This is a genomic window from Sphingomonas sp. VDB2, assembly GCF_047946695.1.
Lineage (GTDB): Bacteria > Pseudomonadota > Alphaproteobacteria > Sphingomonadales > Sphingomonadaceae > Sphingobium > Sphingobium bisphenolicum.
Map to the genome: position 1 here is coordinate 424,033 of NZ_CP159615.1, position 23,721 is coordinate 447,753.

Genomic DNA, 23,721 nt, shown 5'->3' on the forward strand with positions numbered 1-23,721 from the left:
AGGATGGAGCAGGAGAAGACGATGACCGACCGCATGATCGACAAGGCCGGCCTTCAGGTCGCCGAGCCACTGGCCGATTTCATCGACAGCCGCGCGCTGCCCGGCACCGGTATCGCGCCCGACGCCTTCTGGGCGGGCACGGCGGACCTGTTCGCCCGTTTCGCCCCGGAAAACGCGACGCTGCTGCGCAAGCGCGACACGTTGCAGGCGCAGATCGATAGCTGGCATGAGCGGCGCAAGGGGCAGCCGCATGACGCCACCGCCTATCAGGCCTTTCTGCGCGAGATCGGCTATCTGGTCCCCGAACCCGCACCTTTCGCCATCGGTAGTGAAAATGTCGATGACGAGGTCGCGCGGCTGGCGGGGCCGCAACTGGTCGTCCCGATCCTCAACGCCCGCTTCCTGCTCAACGCCGCCAATGCGCGCTGGGGCAGCCTCTATGATGCGCTCTACGGCACCGATGCGATACCGGGCGCGGCGGCGGGACAGGGCTATGACGCCGCGCGCGGCGCACAGGTCATCGCCTGGGCCAAGGCCTTTCTGGACGATGCGATCCCGCTGGCGGACGGCAGTTGGGCGGATCTGTCCAGCGACGCCATCATCCTGCGCGATCCGACCCAATATATCGGCGCCAGCGAGAAGGGCCGCCTGTTCCGCCACAATGGTCTGCACATCGAAATCGTCTTCGATGCCACGCATCCGATCGGCGCGACCGATCCGGCAGGCATAGCCGACGTCATCCTCGAATCCGCCCTGACCGCGATCTGCGACCTCGAAGACTCCGTCGCCGCCGTCGATGCGCAGGACAAGGTCGCGGCCTATGCCAACTGGCTGGGCCTGATGCGCGGCGACCTGACCGAGACGTTCGAGAAGGGCGGCGCGACCATGACCCGCGCGCTCAACCCCGACCGCGCCTATACCGCGCCGGATGGCAGCAGCTTGACCCTGCCGGGGCGCAGCCTGCTGTTCGTCCGCAATGTCGGCCATCTGATGACCAACCCGGCGGTCCGCCTGCCCGATGGCGACGAAGCGCCCGAAGGCATATTGGACGGGATCGTCACCAGCCTGATCGCGCTCCAAGATTTGAAGCGCGACGGCGGCAACAGCCGCGCGGGCAGCGTCTATATCGTCAAGCCCAAGATGCATGGGCCGGAGGAAGCGGCTTTCACCAACCGTCTTTTCGATGCGATCGAGGATCTGCTGGGCATGGCGCGCCACACGATCAAGGTCGGCGTCATGGACGAAGAGCGCCGCACGTCGGCGAACCTTGCCGCCTGTATCGAGGCTGTCCGCGACCGCATCGTCTTCATCAACACCGGCTTCCTCGACCGCACGGGGGACGAGATGCACACGTCGATGCAGGCCGGCCCGATGATCCGCAAGGGCGAGATGAAGAGCAGCGACTGGATCACCGCCTATGAGGATCGCAACGTCCAGATCGGCCTGGCCTGCGGCCTGTCGGGCCGGGCGCAGATCGGCAAGGGCATGTGGGCCGCGCCCGATCGCATGGCCGACATGCTGGAGCAGAAGGCGGGCCATCCGAAGAGCGGGGCCAACACCGCCTGGGTTCCCTCGCCGACGGCCGCCACCCTGCACGCGACCCATTATCACCGCATCGACGTCTTCGCTCGCCAGGAAGAGCGCAAGGCGGAAGGCATCGCCTCGCTCGACAGGCTGCTGACCATCCCCGTCGCGGTCGGCCGCAACTTCTCCGAAGAGGAGATCGCGCAGGAACTGGACAACAACGCGCAGGGCATCCTCGGCTATGTCGTCCGCTGGGTCGATCAGGGCGTCGGCTGTTCCAAGGTGCCCGATATCCACGATATCGGCCTGATGGAGGATCGCGCGACGCTGCGCATTTCCTCGCAGCATATGGCCAACTGGCTGTTGCACGGCGTCTGCACGGCGGAGCAGGTCGATGCTGCGCTGCAACGCATGGCCGCCAAGGTCGACGCCCAGAACGCCGGCGATCCGCTCTATCAGCAGATGAGCGGGCGCGAAGCCGAAAGCCTGGCCTATCAGGCCGCCCGCGCCCTGATATTCGAAGGCGTCGAACAGCCCAGCGGCTATACCGAACCGCTGCTCCACGCCTTCCGTGCGGAACAGAAGGCCGAGGCGCTGGAAGACGCATAACATTTCCAAACCTGTTGTGGCGGTTCCCATGCTGCGTTACGCCCTCACCGGCGGGCAGCATGGGAGCCATCATGACGATCCTCGTCCACCACCTCAATAACAGCCGATCGCAGCGAATCCTCTGGCTGCTGGAGGAACTGGGCGAACCTTATGAAGTCCGCCGCTATGAGCGCGACCGCAAGACGATGCGCGCGCCCGAAAGCCTGCGCGCCATCCATCCGCTCGGCCGGTCGCCGGTGGTGGAGGTGGACGGCCATCGCCTGATCGAAACCGGCGCGATCATGGAACATCTGGTCGCCCGCGCCGGCAGCCGCTTCGGCCCGCCCGCCGATACGGAAAGCGCGATCCGTTATCGCCAATATATGCACTATGCCGAAGGATCGATGATGCCGCCGCTGCTGGCGTTGCTCATCATCGGCAAGCTGGGCCTGCTCGGCCGCCCCGCGCGTCCGACCGTGCAAAAGATGCTGGACGACCATCTCGACTGGATCGAAACCGAACTGGCGAGCCGCCCCTATTTCGCGGGCGATGCCTTCACCGCCGCCGACATGATGATGAGCTTCCCGCTGGAAGCCTCCCGCGCACGCGGCGGCCTCAGCGAATCACGCCCCAACACTCTCCGCTGGCTGACCGCAATGCATGACCGCCCCGCCTATCAGGCCGCTCTCCAGACCGGAGGCAAATATGCCTACGCCTGACCGCCGCACGCTTCTGCGCTATGCCGCCGCGACCCTCGCCACCGCCGCGATAAGCCCGCGCCTCTTCGCGCAGGAGCGAGCCGCCGAAGCGCTCGCGTCCCTCACCGGCGCCGTGACCCCGATCGGCAAGGCCGAACGCGCCGACCGCCTCGCTCGCGCGCAGAAGATGATGCAGGCGGCGGGCATCGACGCCCTGCTGGTCGAACCGGGCGCCAGCCTTATCTATTTTAGCGGCATCCGCTGGCACCGGTCGGAGCGCCTGACCGCGCTGGTTATTCCGGCCAGCGGCACGCCGCTGGTCGTCTGCCCCTCCTTCGAAAAGCCCTCTATCGACGAATCGCTCGCCATCCCCGCAGAGGTGCGCGTCTGGCAGGAGCATGAAAGCCCCTATGCGCCGATCGCCGACTATCTGACCGCCAAAGGCCTTGCGAAGGGCCGCATCGGCATCGAGGAAACGGTCCGCTATTTCGCGGTCGATGGCCTCAAGGCCGCGCTGCCCGCCGCAAGCCTTGTGAAAGACCCCGTCACCCGCGCCATCCGTATGCGCAAGACCGCCGCCGAAATCGCCCTGATGCAGACGGCCGCCGACGTCACCATGGCCGCCTATCGCTGGACCTACCGCCAAGTAAAGGCCGGCATGACCCCTGCCGATATCGGCGCGCTGATGAGTGCCGCGACGAAGCAACTGGGCGGGCAGGTGGAGTTCAACCTGATCCTGCTGGGCGAGGCCGCCGCCTATCCGCACGGCTCCGGCAAGCCGCAGGCGGTGCGCGCGGGGGAGGTGGTGCTGATGGACTGCGGCTGCACGGTCGAGGATTATCAGTCCGACATCAGCCGCACCTGGGTCCATGGCGCCACCCCCACCTCGCAGCAGCGCAAGGTCTGGAATGACGTGTCGCAGGGGCAGAAGATCGCCTTCGCCGCCGCCAAACTGGGCGCGCCCGCCGGCTCGGTCGATGACGCGGTGCGCAGCTATTATGAAAAACAGGGTTATGGCCCCGGCTATGCACTGCCCGGCCTGTCCCACCGCACCGGCCATGGCATCGGCATGGAAGGGCATGAGCCGGTGAACCTGGTCCACGGTGAAACCACGAAGCTGGACGTTGGCATGTGCTTCTCCAACGAACCCGGCCTGTATCTGCCCGGCACCATGGGCATCCGCATGGAGGATTGCTTCCACATGACCGCGCAGGGACCGGCATGGTTTTCCAAGCCGCCGGTGTCGATCGAACAGCCGATCGGGTAAGCGCCGGACCATGGAGTTGATTGAACTCGATGCGTCCGGCTGGGCAAAGCCGTTGGACTTCTATCTCGCCCTGTTGCCACGACTGGGCGCGCCTGAATGGCATGGTCTTAATCTGGATGCCCTGTACGACAGTTTGCTGGGCGACATTAACGCCGTTGAGCCGCCCTTCGCTGTAACGATAGCAAATATCGACAACCTGCCGGTCGAGATGGCCGACTTCATGGCGCGGGTGGCAACTGTGTTCGCCGATGCCCGACATGACCATGGTGTGGAGGTCACGCTGCAATTGATCTGACGCGGGTTGTGACATCGCGACCAAATCCCCCGCTTGTGCGGCGGGCCGCTTCCCACTAAATCGCCCCCATGACCTCGACCAACGACATTCGCCGCTCTTTCCTCGACTATTTCGGGGCCAACGGCCACACCATCGTCCCGTCCGCGCCGCTGGTGCCGCACAACGACCCGACCTTGATGTTCGTCAATGCGGGCATGGTGCCGTTCAAGAATGTCTTCACGGGTCTGGAAACGCGCCCCTACAAGACCGCGACGTCGAGCCAGAAGTCGGTCCGCGCAGGCGGCAAGCATAATGACCTCGACAATGTCGGCTATACCGCGCGCCATCATACTTTCTTCGAAATGCTGGGCAATTTCAGCTTCGGCGATTATTTCAAGGAACAGGCGATCACCCACGCCTGGACCCTGCTGACCAAGGAATGGGGCCTGCCCGCGGACAAGCTGACCGCGACCGTCTATCACACGGACGACGAGGCGTTCGACCTGTGGAAGAAGATCGCCGGCCTGCCCGAACAGCGCATCATTCGCATCCCGACAAAGGATAATTTCTGGGCGATGGGCGACAGCGGCCCGTGCGGTCCCTGTTCGGAAATCTTCTACGACCATGGCGACCATATCTGGGGCGGCCCTCCCGGTTCGCCGGAGGAAGATGGCGACCGCTTCGTCGAAATCTGGAACCTCGTCTTCATGCAATATGAGCAGGAAGCGAACGAGATCGTCAGCGAACTGCCCAAGCCGTCGATCGACACCGGCATGGGTCTGGAGCGCATCGCCGCCGTCATGCAGGGCGTGCACAACAATTACGATACGGACACGTTCAAGGCGCTGATCGCGGAGTCCGGCGCGATCACCCGCACCGCGACGGATGGCGAATTTCAGGCAAGCCACCGCGTCATCGCCGATCATCTCCGCTCGACCAGCTTCCTGATTGCAGACGGCGTGCTGCCCGCCAATGAAGGCCGCGGCTATGTCCTGCGCCGCATCATGCGCCGCGCCATGCGCCATGCGCATATCATCGGCGCCAAAGACCCGTTGATGTATCGCCTCGTTTCCAGCCTCGTGTCGGAAATGGGCGGCGCCTATCCCGAACTGGTCCGCGCCCAACCGCTGATCGAGGAAACCCTGCTGCGCGAGGAAACCCGTTTCCGCAAGACGCTGGAAAACGGCCTGCGCCTGCTGGATGAAGCCACCACCGGCCTGGGCGACGGCGCGACGTTGCCGGGCGAAACCGCGTTCAAGCTCTATGACACCTATGGCTTCCCCTATGACCTGACAGAGGATGCGCTGCGCACCCAGGGGCTGTCGGTCGACCGCGCAGGTTTCGACGCCGCCATGGCCGAACAGAAAGCCGCCGCCCGCGCCGCCTGGAAGGGCTCCGGCGAAAAGGCGTCGGACGAAATCTGGTACGACATCGCCGAAACCTTCGGCACGTCCGAGTTCGTCGGCTACGCCTCCACCCAGGGCGAAGGCGAAGTGCAGGCCATCGTCAAGGACGGCGCGCGCGTAGACAGCGCCACGGTCGGCGACACGGTCGCGATCATCACCAACCAGACGCCCTTCTACGGCGAAAGCGGCGGCCAGAATGGCGACGCGGGCACGATCACCTCGCTGGGCGGCCTGTCCGCCGACGTGGCCGACACGTCCAAGCCGCTGGGTCGCCTTCACGCCCATCAGGCGACGATCAGCGCAGGCAGCGTGAAGGTCGGCGACACCGTCCAGTTGACCGTCGATGTCGAGCGCCGCGACCGCATCCGCGCCAACCACAGCGCTACCCATTTGCTGCACGCAGCCCTCCGCAAGGAACTGGGCCAGCATGTGACGCAGAAGGGCAGCATGGTCGCGGCCGAACGCCTGCGCTTCGACTTCTCCCACCCCGAAGCGCTGACCCACGCCCAGATCGCAAAGGTCGAGGCGGATGTGAATGCGCAAATCCGCCATAATGAGGAAGTCACGACCCGCCTCATGACCCCGGACGATGCGATCGGCGCAGGCGCGATGGCGCTGTTCGGCGAAAAATATGGCGACGAAGTCCGCGTCCTCTCCATGGGCCGGGGCGATGAACATCATTATTCGGTCGAACTGTGCGGCGGCACCCATGTCCGCGCGACCGGCGACATCGCTTTGTTCAAGATCGTGTCGGAAAGCGCCGTCTCGTCGGGTGTCCGCCGGATCGAGGCGCTGACCGGCGAGGCCGCGCGCCTCTGGCTGGTGGACCGCGACGACAAGCTGCGCCAGACCGCCAACGCGCTCAAGACTTCGCCCGAGGAAGTGCCCGCCCGCATCGCCGCGCTGGTCGAACAAAGCCGCAAGCTGGAACGGGAACTGGCCGAAGCGAAGAAAGCGCTGGCCCTTGGCGGCGGATCGGGCGCAGCCCCGGCCGGTCCCGAACAGGTCGGCGCTGTCAGCTTCCTGGGCCAGGTCATCGACGGCCTCGACCCCAAGGAACTGCGCGGCATCGTGGACGGCAACAAGAAGACCCTGGGCAGCGGCGTGTCCGCGATCGTCGCGGTGGTCGACGGCCGCGCGACCATCGCGGTCGGCGTTACCGACGACCTGACCGCCAGCATCAGCGCGGTCGATCTCGTCCGCGTCGGCGTCGAAGCGCTGGGTGGCAAGGGCGGCGGCGGGCGTCCCGATATGGCACAGGGCGGCGGCCCGGACGGCGACAAGGCCGCGGCGGCGATCGACGCGGTGAAGGCGGCGCTGGCGAGCGTGCCGGTTTCGTAACGCGACGGTAAGATTTTGCTGTGACATCATGCCTCTGCCTGACAGTGGAGGGATGACATGCGCTTAGTTGTGATCGGGATGGTCGCCATGATGGCGACGTCCGCTACGGCGCAGGTGTCCGCAGCGCCGCCGCCACCACCTATCGCGGTGCCATCTGCGACCCGCGTCCCGCCCCCTGTCTTCTCCCCATCGCCGGGGGATCGGCGCGGGTTGCCCGTGACGTCGATCATGGTCCGTATGATGCTGGGTAAGCAGATTCTGTGGAATGGCCCGCTCAATATCGGGGGGAATGGCGTCGCCCGCATATCTGTTAACGAACCGGTCGACAGGCCGGACGATTGCAATGCATCGCCAGAGAATAGAGCGTATCGGCAGATCGAGCTGTCGATAAACAGCCAGACCTACAGGTCTGGCAATATGCCTGAATATAGGCTGTCTGCCCGCTATGTCCGGCCCGGTGAAGGTGCCGACTGTCCCATGGGAACGCGGACCATTGCCATTGACCAAGGCTTTTCGCTCGATGGCAGGAAGAGCTTCTTGTTCGAAGGGGATGGCGGTATGCAGGTGCAGATCATTCTACAATGATAGCATATGGCGCTACGCTCTGGCTTTTTCTCGCCTGATCGGATGAACCAGGTAAGGCGATATTATGCGGATAAAGCGCTGAACCATGTCCCTGGATTTAACCGCGATCATCGATGACATTATCGCCCAGATCGCCATGGCGGAGGATCGCGGAACGGTCGCCAGCTACATCCCCGAACTGGCGAAGATCGATCCGGCGCAGTTCGGCATCGCCATCGCAACAGCCGACGGCCGCCTCCTGACCGGCGGTGACGCCGACACCGGCTTTTCGATCCAGTCCGTGTCGAAAGTCTTCGCCCTGACCCTGGCGCTGGGCAAGGTCGGCGACCAGCTATGGGACCGTGTCGGGCGCGAGCCATCGGGCAATGCCTTCAATTCCATCGTCCAGTTGGAGCAGGAGAAGGGCATCCCGCGCAATCCCTTCATCAACGCCGGCGCGATCGTGGTGGCGGACGTCAATCTGGGCGGGCACCAGCCGCGCGTCGCCATCGGCGAGATGCTGCGTTTCGTGCGCTACCTGACCGGCGACGACAGCGTCGCCATCAATGAAGATGTCGCCGCGTCCGAAACCGCCACCGGCTATCGCAACATGGCGCTCGCCAACTATATGCGCGCCTTCGCCAATGTCCGACATCCGGTCGATCTGGTGCTCGGCACCTATTTCCATCAATGCGCGATCGAGATGAGCTGCCGCCAACTGGCGCTCGCCGGCCGCTATCTGATGCTGGATGGCCGGCATCCCGACGGGGGCAGGGTGGTGTCGCCCAGCCGCGCCCGGCGCATCAACGCGCTGATGCTGACCTGCGGCCATTATGACGCCTCGGGCGATTTCGCCTTTCGCGTCGGCATACCCGGCAAGTCGGGCGTAGGAGGCGGGATTCTCGCCATCGTGCCGGGCCGTGCCTCGATCGCGGTCTGGTCGCCGGGCCTCAACGACAGCGGCAACAGTTGCCTGGGCACCCAGGCGCTGGAGCTATTGGCGCGCCGCACCGGCTGGTCGGTTTTCAGCCCGCCCGAAGAGGGCGATTAGCCTACCTCGTCCGGCCGCAGCCGCCGCAGCTTGGGTGCGGTCGCCATCTGCGCCGCCTCCTTGATCCCGACGCGCAGATCCTCGCGGGTCTGGTGGATCGATGCGATCACCGGCCCCATGGCGACGCCAAGGTCGACCAGCGCCGTCTCGGCCAGTTGCAGCGAGCTTTCCAGCGTCTCGGGCACCGCATCGCTCGCCCCCGCCTTGTAGAGTTGGGCGGCATGATCGGTATCGCGCGCACGGGCGATGATTGGCAGGTCCGGCACCCATCCGCGCACCCGCTTGGTGACGCGCACCGAAAGGACCGGGTCGTCCATCGTCAGGATCAGCGCGCGGGCATGGCCCAGCCGCAGCCGGTCGAGCATCTCCACCCGCGCGACGTCGCCGAACAGGATCGGATAGCCCAGCCGCCGCGCCTCCGCGACCACATCGGGGTCCGATTCGACGACGACGAAACGCTGCTTGTGCGCCTTGAGCAGGTCGCACACCATGCGGCCCACGCGGCCGAAACCGATGACGACCGCTGCCGCCTCGATATGGTCCTCGGTCGCTTCGATCCGCTCCTCGCCCAGCGCCATTTCCAGCCGCCGGGCGACGTCATGGCCGATCCGCGCCAGCAGCGGCGTGATGGTGAGGCCAATGGCGGTCACGATCTGCCAGAAGGCAGCGGTGGACGGCAGGATCAATTGCGCAGCCGCGGCGGTCGACAGCACGATCAGCGTGGTTTCCGACGGGCTGGACATCAGCACCCCGACCTCCAGCGCCACGCCCTTGCGCACGCCCGACAGATAGAGCAGCGCCGACGTCACCAGCGTCTTGGCCAGCACCACGCCCAGGACGGCGAGCAGCAGGCTGGGCCAGTTGGCCAGGATGACGCGGATGTCCAGGCTCATGCCCACGGTGATCAGGAACACGCCCAGCGCGAGGCCCTTGAACGGGGCGGTCATCACCTCGACCTCGCTATGATAGTCGGTTTCGGCGATCAATATCCCGGCGAGCAGCGCGCCGACGATCGGCGACAGCCCCGCGATCGAGGTGGCGAGGCTGGAGACGATCACGACCAGCAGGCTCGCCGCCAGGAACACTTCGGGGCTTTTCGTGCGCGCCGCCTGGCTGAAGATATGGGGCAGGACCAGCCGACCCAGCACCAGCATCACGGCGATGGTGATGCCGCCCTTCATTAGCGTATTGGCCATTTCGCTCCACGCGCCGTCGGGACTTGCGGCTACGGAAGGGGCGAGCGCGCCCAGCATGAAGATGATCGGCACCAGCGCCAGATCCTCGAACAACAGCATGGAGAAGGCGGCGCGTCCGACCGCGCTCTGCGTGCCGACCATCGGCAGCACGACTGCCGTGGAGGACAAAGCCAGTGCGAGGCCCAGGCCGATCGCCCCGGCGGTTGGCTGTCCCAGCAGGTACAGACCCGTCGCGATCAGCAGCGCGCCGCCGATCAATTCGGTCGCACCGACCCCGAAGACCTGCGCGCGCATCGTCCATAATCGCCGGAAACTCAGTTCCAGGCCGATCGAGAAGAGCAATAATATGACGCCCAGTTCGGCGAAAGGCTCGATCGCCGCGCCATTGGATATGGTGACATGGTATAGCCAGGGATATTGGCCGACCAGCGATCCCAGACCCGCCGGTCCGACCGCGAGGCCGACCAGAATGAAGCCGATCACCGGACTGATGCGAAGCCGCGCGAAACCGGGAATGACGAGTCCCGCCGCCCCCAGGATGACGAGGGAGTCGCTGAAACTATTGGGATTGATTGCACCGGCCATGGCGGCATCATTGCGGCAACGGGTCGCAATATCCAGCCTTTTGGTCGAAAAAAGCATATTGTCGATGATGGTGCGGACGGCGGGACTTGAACCCGCATTTCCAGGGGAAGGCGGATTTTAAGTCCGCATTTTACCCTTATTTATCATGCCTTTTTCCGACAGGTTCTCCTTTTGTTGCCGTATTTGATATCAATCGGTTAGCCATTTTGTCGGAATGGCGGAGGTCCGCTGCGCGCGTCCGCCTTCCTTGCTTTCCGGCCGGGAATATATCGCAATATTCATCCACCGGCGGACGCGGCGGATAAATGATCTGCGGGCTGGGCTTCGGTTGGGGCAGGGCGGGGGTCGATCCGTCAGCGCTCGCGCGAATCACACAGCCCCAGGTGTCCGCACTTTGGAAGACGGCCCGGCCGACGGAGACAAGGCCGGGCATCTTGGCGAGGTCATCAGGGCTGACATAGCCGACCTGGACGCCGCGCTCAGAATAGACACCCACTGATCGCTTGCCATCGGCCGGGCCGCGCAGACGGCGGAACGTCAGCGGGTCGCCCGGCCGGCACTGCGCGATCTCGGCGCGCCGCTCCGCGCCCCGGTGGTTCGGGTAGCTGGCGCCAGCAATGGCGAGCGATGCTGTGCCTGAGAACATGGCATGAACATAAGCCTTCGCTCGGCTGGTCGCAATGACCATCGACCGATTAGGGTCACCATCTTGAATGGCGTAGATCGGTAATTTATTGGTCGCCCGATCCCGACGAATCAGAGCGCGACCCATTCGGTTTGTCGGGGTCACCCTTGATCGCCTTCACCAGCGCCCGCCCGGCGACGACGAGATAGCCGACACCCTTGATCAGCATCCCGACCTTGCCCAGCCCACGCGCGATCTTGCCGATGCCCATCAGCTTTTGCCCTTGATGGCGTCGGCCGCGGTGACGGCAGCATCCGCGACCTGATCGGCCGCGCGCGCCGAGCGGCGCCGGCTCTTCGCCAAGCTGGGTGAGCAGCTGGATATTGACTAGCTCCCCGGCAGCGCCAGCACATCAAAGGTGACCCCAGCCCCCGCCACCTTGCGCGGCAATAGGCCCAGTCCCAGGATCGTCTGATCCTGAAAGCATTTGATAGTGGCACCGGTCGTGGTGACGGTTCCGGTCACCGGCTTGCAGTCCCAGATCGCCGTGTCGCTGGCGCCAACATAGGATGTGACCGTCAACTTCGGGACCGATGGCATCGCGGGCCAGGCGAGCGCCGCCGATCCTGTCGCCAGCGTCGTACCGCTGACCGTTCGCGAAATGCGCGGTGCCTGGTCGTCAGGCCGACGATAGCGCGGGGACGATCCCAGCGAGCCGGCCGTGGACATATCGGCGCTGGGCACGGCGTCGGATGGCTTGGGGATGCTCGCCTGAATGGCGGCCAGTTCGGAGGCCGACGCGCCGGGCGGATAGATGACCTGAGCGACCGCGAGCGAAGGAATCAGGCAGGCTATGGCAAGGAGTATGCGGACCATGGCAACACCTCAATATTGCTCAATGAAGCTGACGGTGGTGGTGGCGGAGCAGGCGCCGTAGATCGCCGCGGACGTCTCTATCGGGTAGCTCGCGCCATCGACGCCTTTGATGCGAAAACCGGTAGTCGTCGTGACACCAGCGTTTCCGAAATAGCAGTCATTAGCTCCATGGAGCGTCACCGTAATTTTGCCGCGCCCGCTGCGCGCCGCGGCGACCAGCGTGCTGGATGTGCCGACGGATATTTGCCCGGTCGCTAGAGACGGGGCACCCTTCGAGACACTATATGCGCCGGTCGTATCACCGGGTGCGCGGACCCATTGCGCGGCACCGGCATTGTAAAGGCTGCCTGCCGAATAGACCCGAAGCGCATTGAGTGTGTTGCTGCCCGTGTCATTTGCCGTGCCAACGCCTGCAAAGGCCGTGACACTGTCGGCCGTCATCAATTGCACCTGTAGAGCGCCGCGCGACCCCAATTGAAGATTGCCTCGCAGGCTGTCTGTCAAGGTCGGCGGCGTGGTGGAATAGATGCCGCCGACCCCTACCGGGTTGCCGACAGCCGCCGCGCCAGCCGCGCCAGCGCCTTGCACCTGGTCCGACGTCGCGCCGCTTCCACCGCTGCTCGCGGTCACCGGCAGCGGCGCGGTGGCAGAGACAGGCACGCAGGTGCCATCGACCTGCTTGACGCACGGCGCTTGCATCGGCGCATAACCTGCGGGCGCCTGGACAGATGAGCCGGTCGTCTGCGCCATGGCTGGCGAGAGGATCAGGGCAAGCGCCAGCGCGCACGCCAATCTGATAATGGTCATGGAAATAGTCTCCTATGTGGGTTTCTCAGGTGGCTGGCGTGTCGCCATCAGGCGGCGGAACATCGCCGCCATCGTCCGGCCGCTTTCGGCGGATCGCCTTCCACAGCGAGGCTCCGGCCGCGACGACATAGCCCAGCCCCTCGATCGCCAGTCCGATCTTGCCGAGGCTGCGCGCGATCTTGCCGATGCCCATCAGCTTTTGCCCTTGATGGCATCGGCCGCGGTGACGGCAGCATCCGCGACCTGATCGGCTGCTACACCAGCAGCGCCGGGCGAGCTTGCCCCGGACACCGCAATCACGGCATCCGCAAGCTTGCCCGTCGTCGCGGTCCGCTTCGCGTCCAGCTCGGCGTCACCCGCCTTCTGCGTATAATGATAGGCGACGATGCCACCGGCAAAGCCGGAAAGCTGGCCGATCATGTAGGTCACGATCTGCTCATTGCCCTTGGGGATCGGAATGATGAACAAGGCGAACAACGCCCCCAGGAAGCCGCTGATCAGCGCAACGCCGATCACATTGGCCAGCATCCGCAAATTGATGGGACGGCCCAGCGCGAGCCGGGCGCGGCGCTCGCCGACGCGATCGAGATATTCCCAGAGCGTCATGCCGCGATTCCCATGCGCACCTGCCGGGCGATCCAGCCATAGGCGAACTCTTCATTGGCCGGGCGGGCGATGCTGATGTCCTCATAGCGGCCGGTGCGGAAACCATGGATCGTCCAGAGCAGCACTTGCAGGCCTTCCCCCGTCCGGCCGCGCTTCTGGAAATAGCTGTCGAGCGCCGCCCGCGTCATCGCCCCGCAGGCGCCGTCCACCTTCAGGTCGGGATAGAAGGACGCGCCACGGTTGAAGAGGTTCAGGGCGCGCTGGAGGAACTGGCCGGCGACCGCCTGCCCCATGTTGATGCCGGTATCGAATAGCAGTTCGCCGACGCGCGCGGACATGGCCGCGATCTTGTCGAAGCCGGGATCGATCGCGTAGCGCTGGCGATAGATGGCGACCGCCGTTTCGCGCGGCAACAGCTTCATATCGCCCTTGTAGCCATAGGCGCGCGCCACCTGCTCGGTGACCCCCCAGCGGGTCGGGCCACCCTTGTCCTTCGGGTTATTGACGTAATCGCCTTCTCGCCCGATCGCCTCGTCAATCATCTGGTCGATGGTCATTGCTCATTTCCTTTCGGACGCTCGGCGGCCAGCGCCAGCCGGTCGGCCGCGACGATCGCCTGCGCTTTCTGATCGATGATGCCCTTGCCCTCGATGATGGCCTTGAGTTTCAGCACTTCAGCTTCGGCCCTGGCGTGCTGCTTCTGGCAGTCGGCCAGCAGCGCCTCGACCGCGTCCAGCCGCTGGGTGAGTTTGTCGATGCGCTGATCCTGATTGCTGAAAAGCTTGTCCGCAGCGCTGTCCAGGCGGGCCTCCCGCTTATCAAGGCGGCTCGCCAGCCACTCCGCGAACCATTTGACCGCGAAGAACCCGCCGCCGCCGCTGGCCCCCAGGGTCGCGACGGCGCCGATCTGCTCGATATATTCAGAGGCCATCCGCCGCTGCTCCTTGTGTAGATACGAGCTATCAGATCGCGATATCGACCGTAGAGGCGAGCAGCTTTGCCCAGGCATAGGCATCCAGACGCTCGCTCGAAGTCAGCAGCCTCGACCATGCCATAGCCAGCGCAACGTCGCCGGAGCCGCCGTACACGCTGGAATAGCCGCTGCCGATCAGGATAGCCTTGTTCGGGTTGGTACGAACATAACCGTCATTGAGCGCCCCGATGCCGATGCCGCCGCTGGTCATGTTTCGGATCGTCGGGCCGTCGTCATTCGTCGAAGTGAGGCCCGTCTTTGCTGCGGTCCCGATCAGGCAGGCAAAATCAGACGCTAACACAGCGCCGCTTACCGTCGTGACAGTGCTGCCGCCGTTGTTCGAATAGGTCGCCTGCATACGCGGGCCGGTGACCGATCCTGCCATGAAGGATGTCGCAGTAGAGGCGCCATAGTTGCCGCCGAAGACAAAGCGGCTCGCGGGCGTGGCATCGACCGCGCCTGTTTCGCGCGCGATGAACAGGTAAGTGATGTCTTCGCCGATATCGACAAAGGACGTTTCCAGATAATTGGCCGCCGAGTGCAGCGATACAAAGCCATCGCCATCGACCGGGGCCCCGATCTGGCGGGCGTTTGCCTTGCCCTTCGCCCAGTTGCGCAGGAAGGCCTCCGACCCCGCGACGCCGGCATGGAGAAATTCCAGGCCCGTGTCCAACGTCCCCGGAAGGATCAGTTCGGCGGCAGCCGGGTTCCAGCTCAACTCGCCGGTGTTAAATTCTACGCCCATGATGAGTTCTCCTTCAAGCGATGCAGGCGATGGCGCTGGCGAGGGCGAGCGCTTGCTGCTCGCGGGCGATGCCAAAGGGGTGGATGATGTCGCTGATTGTCGTCGTGCGCACGCCAGTTGCAGGATCGGTGACGCCGGTGGCGGTCGCCCATCCGGCCTCCGCTGTTTGGTGCGCCCAGGCCGAACACAGGTGGACATTGGTCTTCCCGGCGTCGCGGCGCGCTTTGACGATCGCCGTGACGGCGTTGATGATCGCCGCCCAGCTTCCCTGCCATGTCGCGTCGCCCGTCAGGTCCACAGGCATGGCCGACGCCCATGCGATGACCTTGGTGGCGGGCCATGCGCGCTCGATTTCGTCCAGCACATAGCCATAGCCCTGATTGACCTGCTCCAGCGCCTTGACCGCGCCCTGCTCGTTGCGGTCGTTCATGCCGAAATTGAGCGGGATGATGTCAGGGCGCACGAAACCGAACGGCGCGAAACGCTGCTCGAAGAAGCTCAGGTCAGCCCGATATTGCTGGCCGCCAACGGTGACGATGGGCGTGGAGGCGGATGAACTGCCGATCGGGCAGAGATACGGGTTCCACTTGTTCTTTTCCGCCTTGGACAGCGCCATGTAGGCGGCCTCCTGCCCCAAGGGGAGCGGGCCATAGGGAATGTCGCCGTCCGTCAGGTCATAGCCCAGCACGTCGCTGAACGCCCATCCCTCATGCGCTTCACCCAGCGGGCCTGCGACATTCTGCGCATCGGTGGAGGATGCAGAGCCGTTGATCGTGCCGACAAAGATCACCGTGAAGCCCCAGGACTCCAGATAGGCTTTGATAAACTGAGCCATCTGGCGGTTCGTGGTGCTGTCACCCCACGGCATCAGGATCACGGTCTTTGCGGCAGTGAGCGGCACCGTCTTGACCATGACGCTCAGTGTCTTCACCAGTCGCGCCGTCCGGTTGCCGATGGTACGCACGGTCAATGTCGCCGTGCCGGCCATCCGCGACGGGTCCAGTTCGATCACATTATCAACCGAACTGCCGCAAAAGGATTTCGCCGGTGGACCGGCGCGACTGTCGATCGTGACACGCCCGAACCGGTCGTCCGACCGCGACATGCGGATATTTTCGACATAGAGCGGCAATGCGCGGTCGCTGGTCAGGAACAGTTCGGACCCGATCATGGGAAGCACGTCGATGACCGGCTCGGGCGGGGGGATCACGCCCCCATCGTCGCCGTCGCCGGACCTGAAACCGCTGGCATCGGCTACGAAATTGACTTGCCCCAGCCCATTGACGGATCGCACATATGCATCGCTGATCGCGCGGACGACCATGCCGGGCAGGCGGGTGCCGCTCTCTTCGCTGCCGATGATGAGGTCGCCCAGATCATTGCGATAACTCATGCCGCCGCACACGTCGCCCGTCAGCCGACCACCGGGCAGGATAACCGCGCCGTCGTCATCGACGCCGAAGGGAGATTGACCCAATCGGTTCGTCCCGCGCAGAAACGGGCCACTGTCGGAAGGGCGTCCGAACTTGAAGCCGGGGAGGTCGAAGCCGCCCTGGGAATAAAAATAGGCCCAGAACTGACCGAGCAGATTTTTCCACTGAACGGCGGCCTCATTCGGCATGGCGGGACCATCCGTTCGGCGAACCGTGTCCGCGACGAACAAGACCAGTTCCGCGCTTGGCGTGGTCTTGCCGGTCGGAACCGCGATGCCCGCCAGCTTCAGATATTCTTCTGCGACGCGCTGATCGTCGGCAGATCGCACCCAAAAGGGTGCGCCCTCGTCCGTTTGCGCCAGGCCCTCGCCCGTTGTGCTGTATAGCTTACCGATGGTTTGCGCCGTAGTGGCCGCAATCTCGGCCCGACCAGCCGCTGTCTCGGCTTGCCCACGAAATGTGTTCGCGGCGCCCTTGGCGGCATCGGCTTGATCGACCAGGTTTTCCACGGTCTCGACGAACGGCGCCACCGCCGCGACTGCCTCCGCGCGATTATGTGCATCCATCGCCGCGGCCGTTGGCTCATCGATGATGTCGGCTTTGAACAATTCCAGCGATGCACGATCACCCGCCGCCCCGCGCTGGACGATCGCCAGCGTTGCCGCGTCCATCGTCACCTCGATCGCCGGGATGGCCGCGACGATCGGCGCACGATCGGTCGGGAAATCCGGCCCCGGTTCGACCTTAACCTGCTCATAATAATGGGTGAAGGACGCGCCGCTGGTCGTTTCGGTGAAATAATAGCTGATCGCCTTGGATGCACCGGTCAGGAATATCTGCGTCGCGGCGGCGGCATCCCCCATCAGCAGGGCGGATTTGCCGCCTTCCTCCAGATAGCTGTCCCGCACCAGAAAGGGGTCGGTCTGCCCGCTGATCAGGAAGGCCAGGGCGAAGGTTTTGCCGACCATATCCTGCGGCGCGCCCTGGGCGTCGGTCACGATCACGCGCAGCGCAAAAGGTTCGCCGGCGCGCACGATCAGGGCGCCGGCGGGGGACAACCCCATCGGATGGCTCATTGCTGGTCCTTTTTCGGTTAATTCAGCTGATCGGCACCAGCGCGCCGTCCACGACGCGATGGGTGACATCCCAGTTGCCGCGATACTGGTCCACCTCGACATAGGGCCGACCATCGGCCTTGATCTCGAAGTCCGGACCAGTATCGCACTGGATGATGCGGCCGTCCGACGGCGCGAAGAAGACGACGATCATCAGTCGTAGATGATCGTGGTGGCGATGTTGCGGCCGTTCACGGTCATGGTCGATGGTCCATTGAACATGATCTCCACGCTATAGGTGCCGGCGGCAAGGCCGCTCTTCGATCCCGACAACGGCACCGCAGGTGCGGCGGCCGCGCCGCCGGCCGAGAAGACTTCGGTGCCGTCGATATACAACGCCAGATCGGCGGCCGCCGGCGTGCCGCTATAGGCCGTCGCCACCGCCGCGACGGCCTGGATTGAACCGGGGGCCAGAAGCGTCACCGACTTGCTCAGCACGACCTGCGCCGCCCCGGTCCCCGCCAGCGATCCGGATGCCGACGCACTGCCGAACTGGGCGCTGTTGCCGGTGCCAGCCTTGATCCGGTTCACCTGCACGTCATTCATGGCGATGCCGTCATCGCCGACCTCGAACAACAGGTCGTCGGTGCCCGGCTTGAACAGCCGAAGGGCATCGAGCTCTGCGTCGAAGCCGGTCTGAATCTGGCTGTTGGTCAGCATGATCGCGCCGACACGGCCATTCGGCTTGATGAGCAGCACGGCCTTGGCGATATAGTCCGGCGCGGGCTTGATCAGCAGATCTTCCAGCCCGTCGATAGCTTCCTGTATCGGCGATTGAGGCAGCGGCGGCACATTGGTCAGCCCCTCGATCGTCAAGGTGCAATAGCTTTTCGCGACCAGCGACAGGTCGATCGAGAAATCCTTGAAGAAGCCGTAGATCGTCAGGCTGTCATATTCCTCCTCGCCGATCCACAGGCAGGCGCGGGCGCGCAGCGCGGCTAGGCGTCGCTGGACGATGTCCGCGTCAGCGGCATCGATCAGGGAACGGATGCCCATCCGCTTGGCCCATCCCCGCTCGACCACCGTGGTGGTCCCGAAATCGTCGGTATTGCGCCGGCTGAAATCGGTGATGGAGACAGACGGGCCGGTTTCGGTGATGCCCAGGTCCACGATCGAACCGATGATCAGCGTGCCGATCTCGACCGTCGCCATGGCGCTGGCGGCGGATGCCGTCATGCTGACGGTCGCCGCCGGATCGACGGGGAGGTCACGAAAGATCAGGCTCGTCTGTTCGACACCGCGCGCCAGCGTCTCGTCATAGACATCCGACCCGCCGATCGACACCTGCACGCGCACGTCGACGGCATCGGTGTCCAGCACGGCCAGCGTATCGACAAATTGACCGGACGCGATCGTCACGGCGATCGTATCGCTTTGCCGGGTCGCCGATCCCACCGCCTCGTCGAACATGGCCCAGCGGTTGGTGGCCCCGACCTCGATCCACCAACTGCCGTCATCCTCCTGCGGATCATTGCCGACATTCTCGACCGCGACGCTCTCATAGACGCGGTGGACCGACGCCTTGATGACGCGATAGCCTAGCGGATAGGTGGTGCCGGATACCCATTCGGGATGGTCGGTTTCAGGCACATTGCTGGCCGTCAGCATGGCGTCCGTCACGATGACGGGGGGCACGACCTTCATGCGGCGGGCACCGTCGAAATGGCGTCACCGCCACTCTGCGCCGTAACATTGTCCAGCGTGCGAACCATCTTGCCGGTATTGCCTGCCGTGGCGGCATGGCCCGCATTGTTATCAGCGCGCATCTGCTCCAGCTCGGCTTTGAGAGCATCGATCTTGGCCCCCAGGTCCGCTGTGCTGGCGGCGCTGCCGGTTGCCGAACTGGTCGATATGGCTGCAGCGTCGGCCGCCGCGCTCAGCGTGTCGTCGATCGATGTCAGCAACAGCACGCTGGCGTTGGTCGCGTCCAGCGTTGCCTGCGCGACGTCGATCTGATTTTGCGCCGCATCGATGCCGCCGTCGACATAACGCGCGACCATGGCGACATCGCGCTGATATTGGGCCAGGCTCGACGCGTTGTTGCGCGCCGATGTCAGGAAATCCTGGCTGACACCTTGCAAGTCCGCCAACGCGGTAGCGTCGCCACCGGCGGCCAGGCCGCCCGTCTGCATCAATTTGATCAGCGCGGCGCGGTAGGACAGGCCGCCATCCTCCTGACCGAACAGGGTATCGCGATAGTCCTGCAACGACTCGACCAGCGGACGCATCTTCTCGATGATTGCGCTGGCATCCTCCATCGCCCACACCCGCTGTTGTAACGGGCGCAGGCTCGCGTCCATCTGCTCGATCTCGATCTGACGCAGTATCGCGACCGATTGCAGATCCTTGCCCTGCAACTCCAATATGCGCGCCTCCAACGTGCGGCGATCCCGGCTCAGCTCTTCTGCCTCACTGTTAGCCTGCTTGATCGCGTCGATCTTCTTCAGCTGGTAAAGCTGCTCCAGATCGGCATATTCCGCCGCACTGGCGCCCGCCTCGGCAAATACGTCGCGTAGCTGGGCGAACTGCTTGTCGAGCGCGTCGACCGCTGCGCCGACAGGATCGGTGTACGATTTCAATTCCGTGAAGACGCCTTCGAACTGCACGGCCTTTTCCAACGCGGATTGCAGATCGTCGCCCGCGCTGAGCAGGCGTTGCGTCGAAGCCCGGATGCCGGTGATAACGCCCTTGTCGAGCGCGCTCTGGATCGCGGCGGCGATAGCTTCTTCGGCCGTTTCGAACGATTGCCGATCGGCAGACGTGCCGGAGGTCGGGTCGAAGATATACTTCTTGTTGCGCATACCGAGCGACCCGAGATTCAGACCGCCGTTGAGGCCGCCGCCCAGCGCGCTGGCAATATCGTAGAGCGATGACCCGAATGCGGTCGCCATGCTCTGGCCCGCAGAATAGCGGCCACCGCTGTTGCTGACCTGGTTATAATCGACGCCGCCGGTGGCACCGACGTTGATGCCGCTCGCATAGCCGTATTTGGTGCCGCTGAAGAGCTTGCCCAATATCCCGCCAGCTAGGCCACCCACGATGCTGCCGATCGGCCCGGCAAAATCGCCCAAGCCCTTGGCAATGCTTTCCAGTCCCTTGGAAAGCAATTTCTCGCCCAGCTTTTCACCAAACGCGCCACCAATAAACGATCCCATGCTGCTACCCTGGCTGCCGAGCAGCAGTTTGCTGGCCGCCGATCCTGTCGCGCCGCCATTCAGCAAGCTGCCCATCGTTTTTGCAAAGGAGCCATTGCCGCCGAATATATGGTCCAGCTTGGCCGTGACCTTATCCCACCCATCCTTGCCAACCATGCCGGTGACGCCCTGGAGAAGGTTGCCGAAGTTTCCTCCAACGCCGGAGAAGTTGCCAGTATATAGCCCACTCACGAAGCCAGCGATCGTCCCGGCAGCTCCGCCAATCTGCTGAATGACATCGAGCTGGCGGAGATAGAGGTCCAATATATCCTGCTGGCCCTGCTTTTCGGCTTCCAGCAATTTGGCGCGATCTTGATCTTGCTCGATCATCTTTTCGCCGACGGTCTGTATACCTCGACCCCATTCGAGATGCTGCTTTAGCATGTCCGCTGCCAGTTTTTGCACATTGCCCTGGGCAGTAAGGCGCGTATCGCCCAGCCATTTCACCAGCTTTTCATATTCGGCTGCGGCCTCTTTCGCAGCGCGGGCCGCTTCGCGCAGATCCTTGTTATGACCACGCGTCGCCTCCCGCGCCGCCTTCTGAGCAGCCTCAGCAGCATTGACGGCCGTCATGGCTGCGGTCAGGTCGTCCCGGTATTTGATCAAAGCCGCGCCACCCGCCTTGTCTGCCGCAGTCGCCCCCTGCTGCACGAGAGCAAGTTTGGCCCGCGCTCGCTCGACAGCTGACGTGGCGGTGGCGAATCCAACCTGCTTTTCGATTAGGCTCGTGGTGCCCCGTGCAAGGGCAGAAGTGTCCCCCGCCAAGCCGCGCAGTTCCTTGCTCAGTTTCTCATTCTCGCGCTGAGCCATGATCGCAGCCCCGGCTTGGCCGGTAATATCCAGAGTGAGGCCTTTGAGATCGGGACGGGTCGTCTGTGCGAGGCGCGCCAAACTTTGCGATAGCTTATCGATGTTGCCGCCCGCTGCAGCTAGTGCCTTCTGTACATCTGGGTCGAGCACGCGCTGAACTGCGGCGATATCGGGATCCCATGACTGCGGATTGCCGGCGACATCGAGCCGAGCATTGCGTGCAGCTGCAAATGCGGCGTTGCGCTGCTGGGACATGGCCGCCTCATTGTCAGCGATCTGTTTTTTGCGGGTCAAGATCGCGTTCAGCACCAACACACGATTTTGCTCGACCAGCTTGCCAGTGGCCTGATCGATGAAATTGCCGATATCGGACTGACGGGCCTGAAACTCCTTCATGCCGTCAGCCGCTTTTTTGGCAGCTTCACCGCTTTCAAGGAATTTGTCTGCCATACCGGCAAGCAACGTGATGCCGAGCGTAATGGCGATGCCCCAGGGGCCGTTGAGAAAACGGCCAACGGTACCTAGTTTCCCTTCGAAGCCAGAAAGCGCGCCGGTCGCCTGCGGGAACTGCATCGCAAAGGCGCGAAGGACAGATGTCCCGCCAATCACCTGGACGCTGAAATCGGACATCTGAAAGCCGAGATTCTGCACAGCCGCCCGCGATGCGTTCGACGCCCCGGCAGCGTTTTTGGTAGCATGCTCCAGTCGAGTGATTTCGGCACTCGCGCTCCGCAGTCGAGCCGCTAACTCTGTAAGGCCTTGACTTTCGGCTGCGACTGCCTTCATCTCTGTGCGCATCTGGCGGATTTCTGACGCGCTTTTCCCAAACACCTCGATCTGTCGTTCCAACTGACGGACCATACTCTCGCCAGCTTTTTCGGCACGGTTGGTGTCACGAACAACGTTCGCAAATTCACGGCTGACGGCGTTGCCGAACGTCGATATCTGCGACGTCGCTCCCCCCAGCTTTACCATGCCGCCAGTAGCGCGCTCGATTTTGGTCGCTTCGGCCAGCACCTTGCCCTCTGTGCTTTCCATGACCTGCTGCAGGCGCGTCAATTCATCAAAAGACGCGCCCGTCTCGATCGCAAAGCCAACCTCCAGGGTCGGGACATCATAATCTGCCATCGCCGACCTTTCTCAGATTAACCAAGCAGCGCGCGCAGGCGCCGTTCTTCAACTTCACGCTCACGCGCGGTTACGACCATGCGCCAGGGCGGCGGACAGGTTTCGGCTTCCGCCCGACGGCTTTCGACCAGATAGGCATTGGACAATTTCCGCAGCAGCCGGCCTTCCCATGGCGCGAGACGGACGCCGGTCACCTGCTGCCAGCCATGGATGGCCGCCCAGCTGATGGGCGCGGCCCCCATGCCCGCGGCCTCGGTCAGCCCGATCTCGACCAGCCGATGGATGATGTGGGGTGCAGGATTGGGTGGCATCGACAATGCCAGCCCATCCCGCTTGCGCTGTTCGCCACGGCTCAGCACCGCTGCCGGCTCTTCCCGTTGGCCCCGCCGACTGCGCGGGTCCGGCTTGGGCGTGGCATTGAACCACGCCATCTGCCGGACGAAGAGGGTTAGTTCCCGGCCGAGCCGGGCTTGAAGTTTCCCCAGTCCTGCACCGACTTCATCACCTGCTGCGCCATATAGCCGAGCTTCGGATCGGCATAGAAGGCCTGGAACAACTCAGCGCCCTGCTTGTCCGCAGCGGGCGGATAGGTGAAGTTTTCGAACGCCACCGTGATGGCCGCCAGATCCTCGGCACGTTCGGCGTTGCGCTCGATGGGCGGCACAGCGGAAGGCTTGCCGTCATTATCGGCCATGCGCTTGAGGACGCGACTGGTCTGCCGCGACTCGATCATCGCGAACTGTTCGGAGCCGGGACCGTAGACGATCACGCGGCACGGCTTGCTGGTATCGCCATTCGAATAGAGCAGGTCGCCGGTCGCGCTTTTCAGGTGGATGGGAGCGGTGGCCGCAACGGCCTGGGTGGTGATGTCCATGGGATAGTCCTTCGCGGGTTGAGGATGCACCGACCCGCCCC

23 protein-coding genes are annotated in these 23,721 nt (G+C 64.0%); 7 read left to right on the forward strand and 16 right to left on the reverse strand.

The window, feature by feature from the left end:
* Positions 1-21: 21 nt before the first annotated feature.
* The 7 genes from ABT375_RS02065 to ABT375_RS02095 all read left to right on the forward strand — a co-directional run bounded on the left by ABT375_RS02065 (position 22) and on the right by ABT375_RS02095 (position 8,713).
* Positions 22-2,133 (forward strand): malate synthase G, encoded by a 2,112-nt coding sequence (locus tag ABT375_RS02065; RefSeq protein WP_416463936.1) that lies wholly within the window; start codon positions 22-24, stop codon positions 2,131-2,133.
* 71 nt (positions 2,134-2,204) lie between these two features.
* A complete protein-coding gene (locus tag ABT375_RS02070; protein ID WP_416463937.1) occupies positions 2,205-2,831 on the forward strand; it encodes a glutathione S-transferase family protein in 627 nt (208 codons plus the stop codon).
* The gene (locus tag ABT375_RS02075) at positions 2,818-4,077 is read left to right on the forward strand and encodes a M24 family metallopeptidase (protein WP_416463938.1); all 1,260 of its coding nucleotides are present in this window, start codon (positions 2,818-2,820) and stop codon (positions 4,075-4,077) included. The genes ABT375_RS02070 and ABT375_RS02075 overlap by 14 nt, the downstream gene beginning before the upstream one ends.
* 10 nt (positions 4,078-4,087) lie before the next feature.
* Complete coding sequence (locus ABT375_RS02080; RefSeq protein WP_224550101.1) at positions 4,088-4,372, forward strand: barstar family protein; 285 nt, start codon at positions 4,088-4,090, stop codon at positions 4,370-4,372.
* Between the two features lie 68 nt (positions 4,373-4,440).
* Positions 4,441-7,098: an alanine--tRNA ligase gene (gene alaS, locus ABT375_RS02085; protein WP_416463939.1), complete on the forward strand. Its 2,658-nt coding sequence runs from the start codon at positions 4,441-4,443 to the stop codon at positions 7,096-7,098.
* A gap of 228 nt (positions 7,099-7,326) precedes the next feature.
* The gene (locus ABT375_RS02090) at positions 7,327-7,683 is read left to right on the forward strand and encodes a hypothetical protein (protein ID WP_416463940.1); all 357 of its coding nucleotides are present in this window, start codon (positions 7,327-7,329) and stop codon (positions 7,681-7,683) included.
* 85 nt (positions 7,684-7,768) lie between these two features.
* A complete protein-coding gene (locus tag ABT375_RS02095; protein ID WP_416463941.1) occupies positions 7,769-8,713 on the forward strand; it encodes a glutaminase in 945 nt (314 codons plus the stop codon).
* Here ABT375_RS02095 and ABT375_RS02100 read toward each other — a convergent pair.
* The 16 genes from ABT375_RS02100 to ABT375_RS02175 form a co-directional block, all read right to left on the reverse strand.
* Positions 8,710-10,494, reverse strand: a complete 1,785-nt coding sequence (locus ABT375_RS02100) for a cation:proton antiporter (RefSeq protein ID WP_224550105.1) — start codon at positions 10,492-10,494, stop codon at positions 8,710-8,712. The genes ABT375_RS02095 and ABT375_RS02100 overlap by 4 nt on opposite strands.
* Positions 10,495-10,630: 136 nt before the next feature.
* Complete coding sequence (locus tag ABT375_RS02105; protein ID WP_416463942.1) at positions 10,631-11,266, reverse strand: hypothetical protein; 636 nt, start codon at positions 11,264-11,266, stop codon at positions 10,631-10,633.
* Complete coding sequence (locus tag ABT375_RS02110) at positions 11,226-11,390, reverse strand: hypothetical protein (protein ID WP_416463943.1); 165 nt, start codon at positions 11,388-11,390, stop codon at positions 11,226-11,228. The genes ABT375_RS02105 and ABT375_RS02110 overlap by 41 nt, the downstream gene beginning before the upstream one ends.
* A 116-nt stretch (positions 11,391-11,506) precedes the next feature.
* Complete coding sequence (locus tag ABT375_RS02115) at positions 11,507-11,995, reverse strand: hypothetical protein (protein ID WP_416463944.1); 489 nt, start codon at positions 11,993-11,995, stop codon at positions 11,507-11,509.
* Positions 11,996-12,004: 9 nt separating this feature from the next.
* A complete protein-coding gene (locus ABT375_RS02120) occupies positions 12,005-12,802 on the reverse strand; it encodes a hypothetical protein (RefSeq protein ID WP_416463945.1) in 798 nt (265 codons plus the stop codon).
* A 25-nt stretch (positions 12,803-12,827) separates the two neighbouring features.
* Complete coding sequence (locus tag ABT375_RS02125) at positions 12,828-12,995, reverse strand: hypothetical protein (protein ID WP_416463946.1); 168 nt, start codon at positions 12,993-12,995, stop codon at positions 12,828-12,830.
* The gene (locus ABT375_RS02130) at positions 12,995-13,408 is read right to left on the reverse strand and encodes a hypothetical protein (protein ID WP_416463947.1); all 414 of its coding nucleotides are present in this window, start codon (positions 13,406-13,408) and stop codon (positions 12,995-12,997) included. The genes ABT375_RS02125 and ABT375_RS02130 overlap by 1 nt, the downstream gene beginning before the upstream one ends.
* Entirely contained in the window at positions 13,405-13,965 is a 561-nt protein-coding gene (locus tag ABT375_RS02135) for a glycoside hydrolase family 108 protein (protein ID WP_416463948.1), read from the reverse strand. Before ABT375_RS02135 ends, ABT375_RS02130 begins: the two co-directional genes overlap by 4 nt.
* The gene (locus ABT375_RS02140; RefSeq protein WP_416463950.1) at positions 13,962-14,339 is read right to left on the reverse strand and encodes a hypothetical protein; all 378 of its coding nucleotides are present in this window, start codon (positions 14,337-14,339) and stop codon (positions 13,962-13,964) included. The genes ABT375_RS02135 and ABT375_RS02140 overlap by 4 nt, the downstream gene beginning before the upstream one ends.
* A 31-nt stretch (positions 14,340-14,370) precedes the next feature.
* Entirely contained in the window at positions 14,371-15,126 is a 756-nt protein-coding gene (locus tag ABT375_RS02145) for a hypothetical protein (protein ID WP_416463952.1), read from the reverse strand.
* A 13-nt stretch (positions 15,127-15,139) separates the two neighbouring features.
* Complete coding sequence (locus tag ABT375_RS02150; protein WP_416463954.1) at positions 15,140-17,635, reverse strand: SGNH/GDSL hydrolase family protein; 2,496 nt, start codon at positions 17,633-17,635, stop codon at positions 15,140-15,142.
* Positions 17,636-17,657: 22 nt separating this feature from the next.
* Entirely contained in the window at positions 17,658-17,828 is a 171-nt protein-coding gene (locus ABT375_RS02155) for a hypothetical protein (RefSeq protein ID WP_416463185.1), read from the reverse strand.
* Positions 17,828-19,318, reverse strand: coding sequence for a hypothetical protein (locus tag ABT375_RS02160; protein WP_416463955.1), 1,491 nt, complete (start codon positions 19,316-19,318; stop codon positions 17,828-17,830). Before ABT375_RS02160 ends, ABT375_RS02155 begins: the two co-directional genes overlap by 1 nt.
* Positions 19,315-22,806, reverse strand: coding sequence for a hypothetical protein (locus ABT375_RS02165; protein ID WP_416463957.1), 3,492 nt, complete (start codon positions 22,804-22,806; stop codon positions 19,315-19,317). Before ABT375_RS02165 ends, ABT375_RS02160 begins: the two co-directional genes overlap by 4 nt.
* 17 nt (positions 22,807-22,823) lie before the next feature.
* Positions 22,824-23,237, reverse strand: a complete 414-nt coding sequence (locus ABT375_RS02170; RefSeq protein WP_416463958.1) for a hypothetical protein — start codon at positions 23,235-23,237, stop codon at positions 22,824-22,826.
* Positions 23,238-23,254: 17 nt separating this feature from the next.
* Positions 23,255-23,680 (reverse strand): hypothetical protein, encoded by a 426-nt coding sequence (locus tag ABT375_RS02175; protein ID WP_416463960.1) that lies wholly within the window; start codon positions 23,678-23,680, stop codon positions 23,255-23,257.
* Between the last annotated feature and the right edge of the window lie 41 nt (positions 23,681-23,721).

Excerpts from the sequence above, each read along its gene's own strand:
- ABT375_RS02080 (WP_224550101.1), top strand. The coding sequence starts at position 4,088 with ATGGAGTTGATTGAACTCGATGCGTCCGGCTGGGCAAAGCCGTTGGAC.
- alaS (WP_416463939.1), top strand. The coding sequence starts at position 4,441 with ATGACCTCGACCAACGACATTCGCCGCTCTTTCCTCGACTATTTCGGG.
- ABT375_RS02065 (WP_416463936.1), top strand. The coding sequence starts at position 22 with ATGACCGACCGCATGATCGACAAGGCCGGCCTTCAGGTCGCCGAGCCA.
- ABT375_RS02150 (WP_416463954.1), bottom strand. The coding sequence starts at position 17,635 with ATGAGCCATCCGATGGGGTTGTCCCCCGCCGGCGCCCTGATCGTGCGC.
- ABT375_RS02175 (WP_416463960.1), bottom strand. The coding sequence starts at position 23,680 with ATGGACATCACCACCCAGGCCGTTGCGGCCACCGCTCCCATCCACCTG.
- ABT375_RS02140 (WP_416463950.1), bottom strand. The coding sequence starts at position 14,339 with ATGGCCTCTGAATATATCGAGCAGATCGGCGCCGTCGCGACCCTGGGG.
- ABT375_RS02155 (WP_416463185.1), bottom strand. The coding sequence starts at position 17,828 with ATGATCGTCGTCTTCTTCGCGCCGTCGGACGGCCGCATCATCCAGTGC.
- ABT375_RS02075 (WP_416463938.1), top strand. The coding sequence starts at position 2,818 with ATGCCTACGCCTGACCGCCGCACGCTTCTGCGCTATGCCGCCGCGACC.
- ABT375_RS02110 (WP_416463943.1), bottom strand. The coding sequence starts at position 11,390 with ATGGGCATCGGCAAGATCGCGCGTGGGCTGGGCAAGGTCGGGATGCTG.
- ABT375_RS02125 (WP_416463946.1), bottom strand. The coding sequence starts at position 12,995 with ATGGGCATCGGCAAGATCGCGCGCAGCCTCGGCAAGATCGGACTGGCG.
- ABT375_RS02160 (WP_416463955.1), bottom strand. The coding sequence starts at position 19,318 with ATGAAGGTCGTGCCCCCCGTCATCGTGACGGACGCCATGCTGACGGCC.
- ABT375_RS02135 (WP_416463948.1), bottom strand. The coding sequence starts at position 13,965 with ATGACCATCGACCAGATGATTGACGAGGCGATCGGGCGAGAAGGCGAT.
- ABT375_RS02070 (WP_416463937.1), top strand. The coding sequence starts at position 2,205 with ATGACGATCCTCGTCCACCACCTCAATAACAGCCGATCGCAGCGAATC.
- ABT375_RS02170 (WP_416463958.1), bottom strand. The coding sequence starts at position 23,237 with ATGGCGTGGTTCAATGCCACGCCCAAGCCGGACCCGCGCAGTCGGCGG.
- ABT375_RS02165 (WP_416463957.1), bottom strand. The coding sequence starts at position 22,806 with ATGGCAGATTATGATGTCCCGACCCTGGAGGTTGGCTTTGCGATCGAG.
- ABT375_RS02100 (WP_224550105.1), bottom strand. The coding sequence starts at position 10,494 with ATGGCCGGTGCAATCAATCCCAATAGTTTCAGCGACTCCCTCGTCATC.
- ABT375_RS02130 (WP_416463947.1), bottom strand. The coding sequence starts at position 13,408 with ATGACGCTCTGGGAATATCTCGATCGCGTCGGCGAGCGCCGCGCCCGG.
- ABT375_RS02105 (WP_416463942.1), bottom strand. The coding sequence starts at position 11,266 with ATGGGTCGCGCTCTGATTCGTCGGGATCGGGCGACCAATAAATTACCG.
- ABT375_RS02120 (WP_416463945.1), bottom strand. The coding sequence starts at position 12,802 with ATGACCATTATCAGATTGGCGTGCGCGCTGGCGCTTGCCCTGATCCTC.
- ABT375_RS02115 (WP_416463944.1), bottom strand. The coding sequence starts at position 11,995 with ATGGTCCGCATACTCCTTGCCATAGCCTGCCTGATTCCTTCGCTCGCG.
- ABT375_RS02090 (WP_416463940.1), top strand. The coding sequence starts at position 7,327 with ATGGTCCGTATGATGCTGGGTAAGCAGATTCTGTGGAATGGCCCGCTC.
- ABT375_RS02095 (WP_416463941.1), top strand. The coding sequence starts at position 7,769 with ATGTCCCTGGATTTAACCGCGATCATCGATGACATTATCGCCCAGATC.
- ABT375_RS02145 (WP_416463952.1), bottom strand. The coding sequence starts at position 15,126 with ATGGGCGTAGAATTTAACACCGGCGAGTTGAGCTGGAACCCGGCTGCC.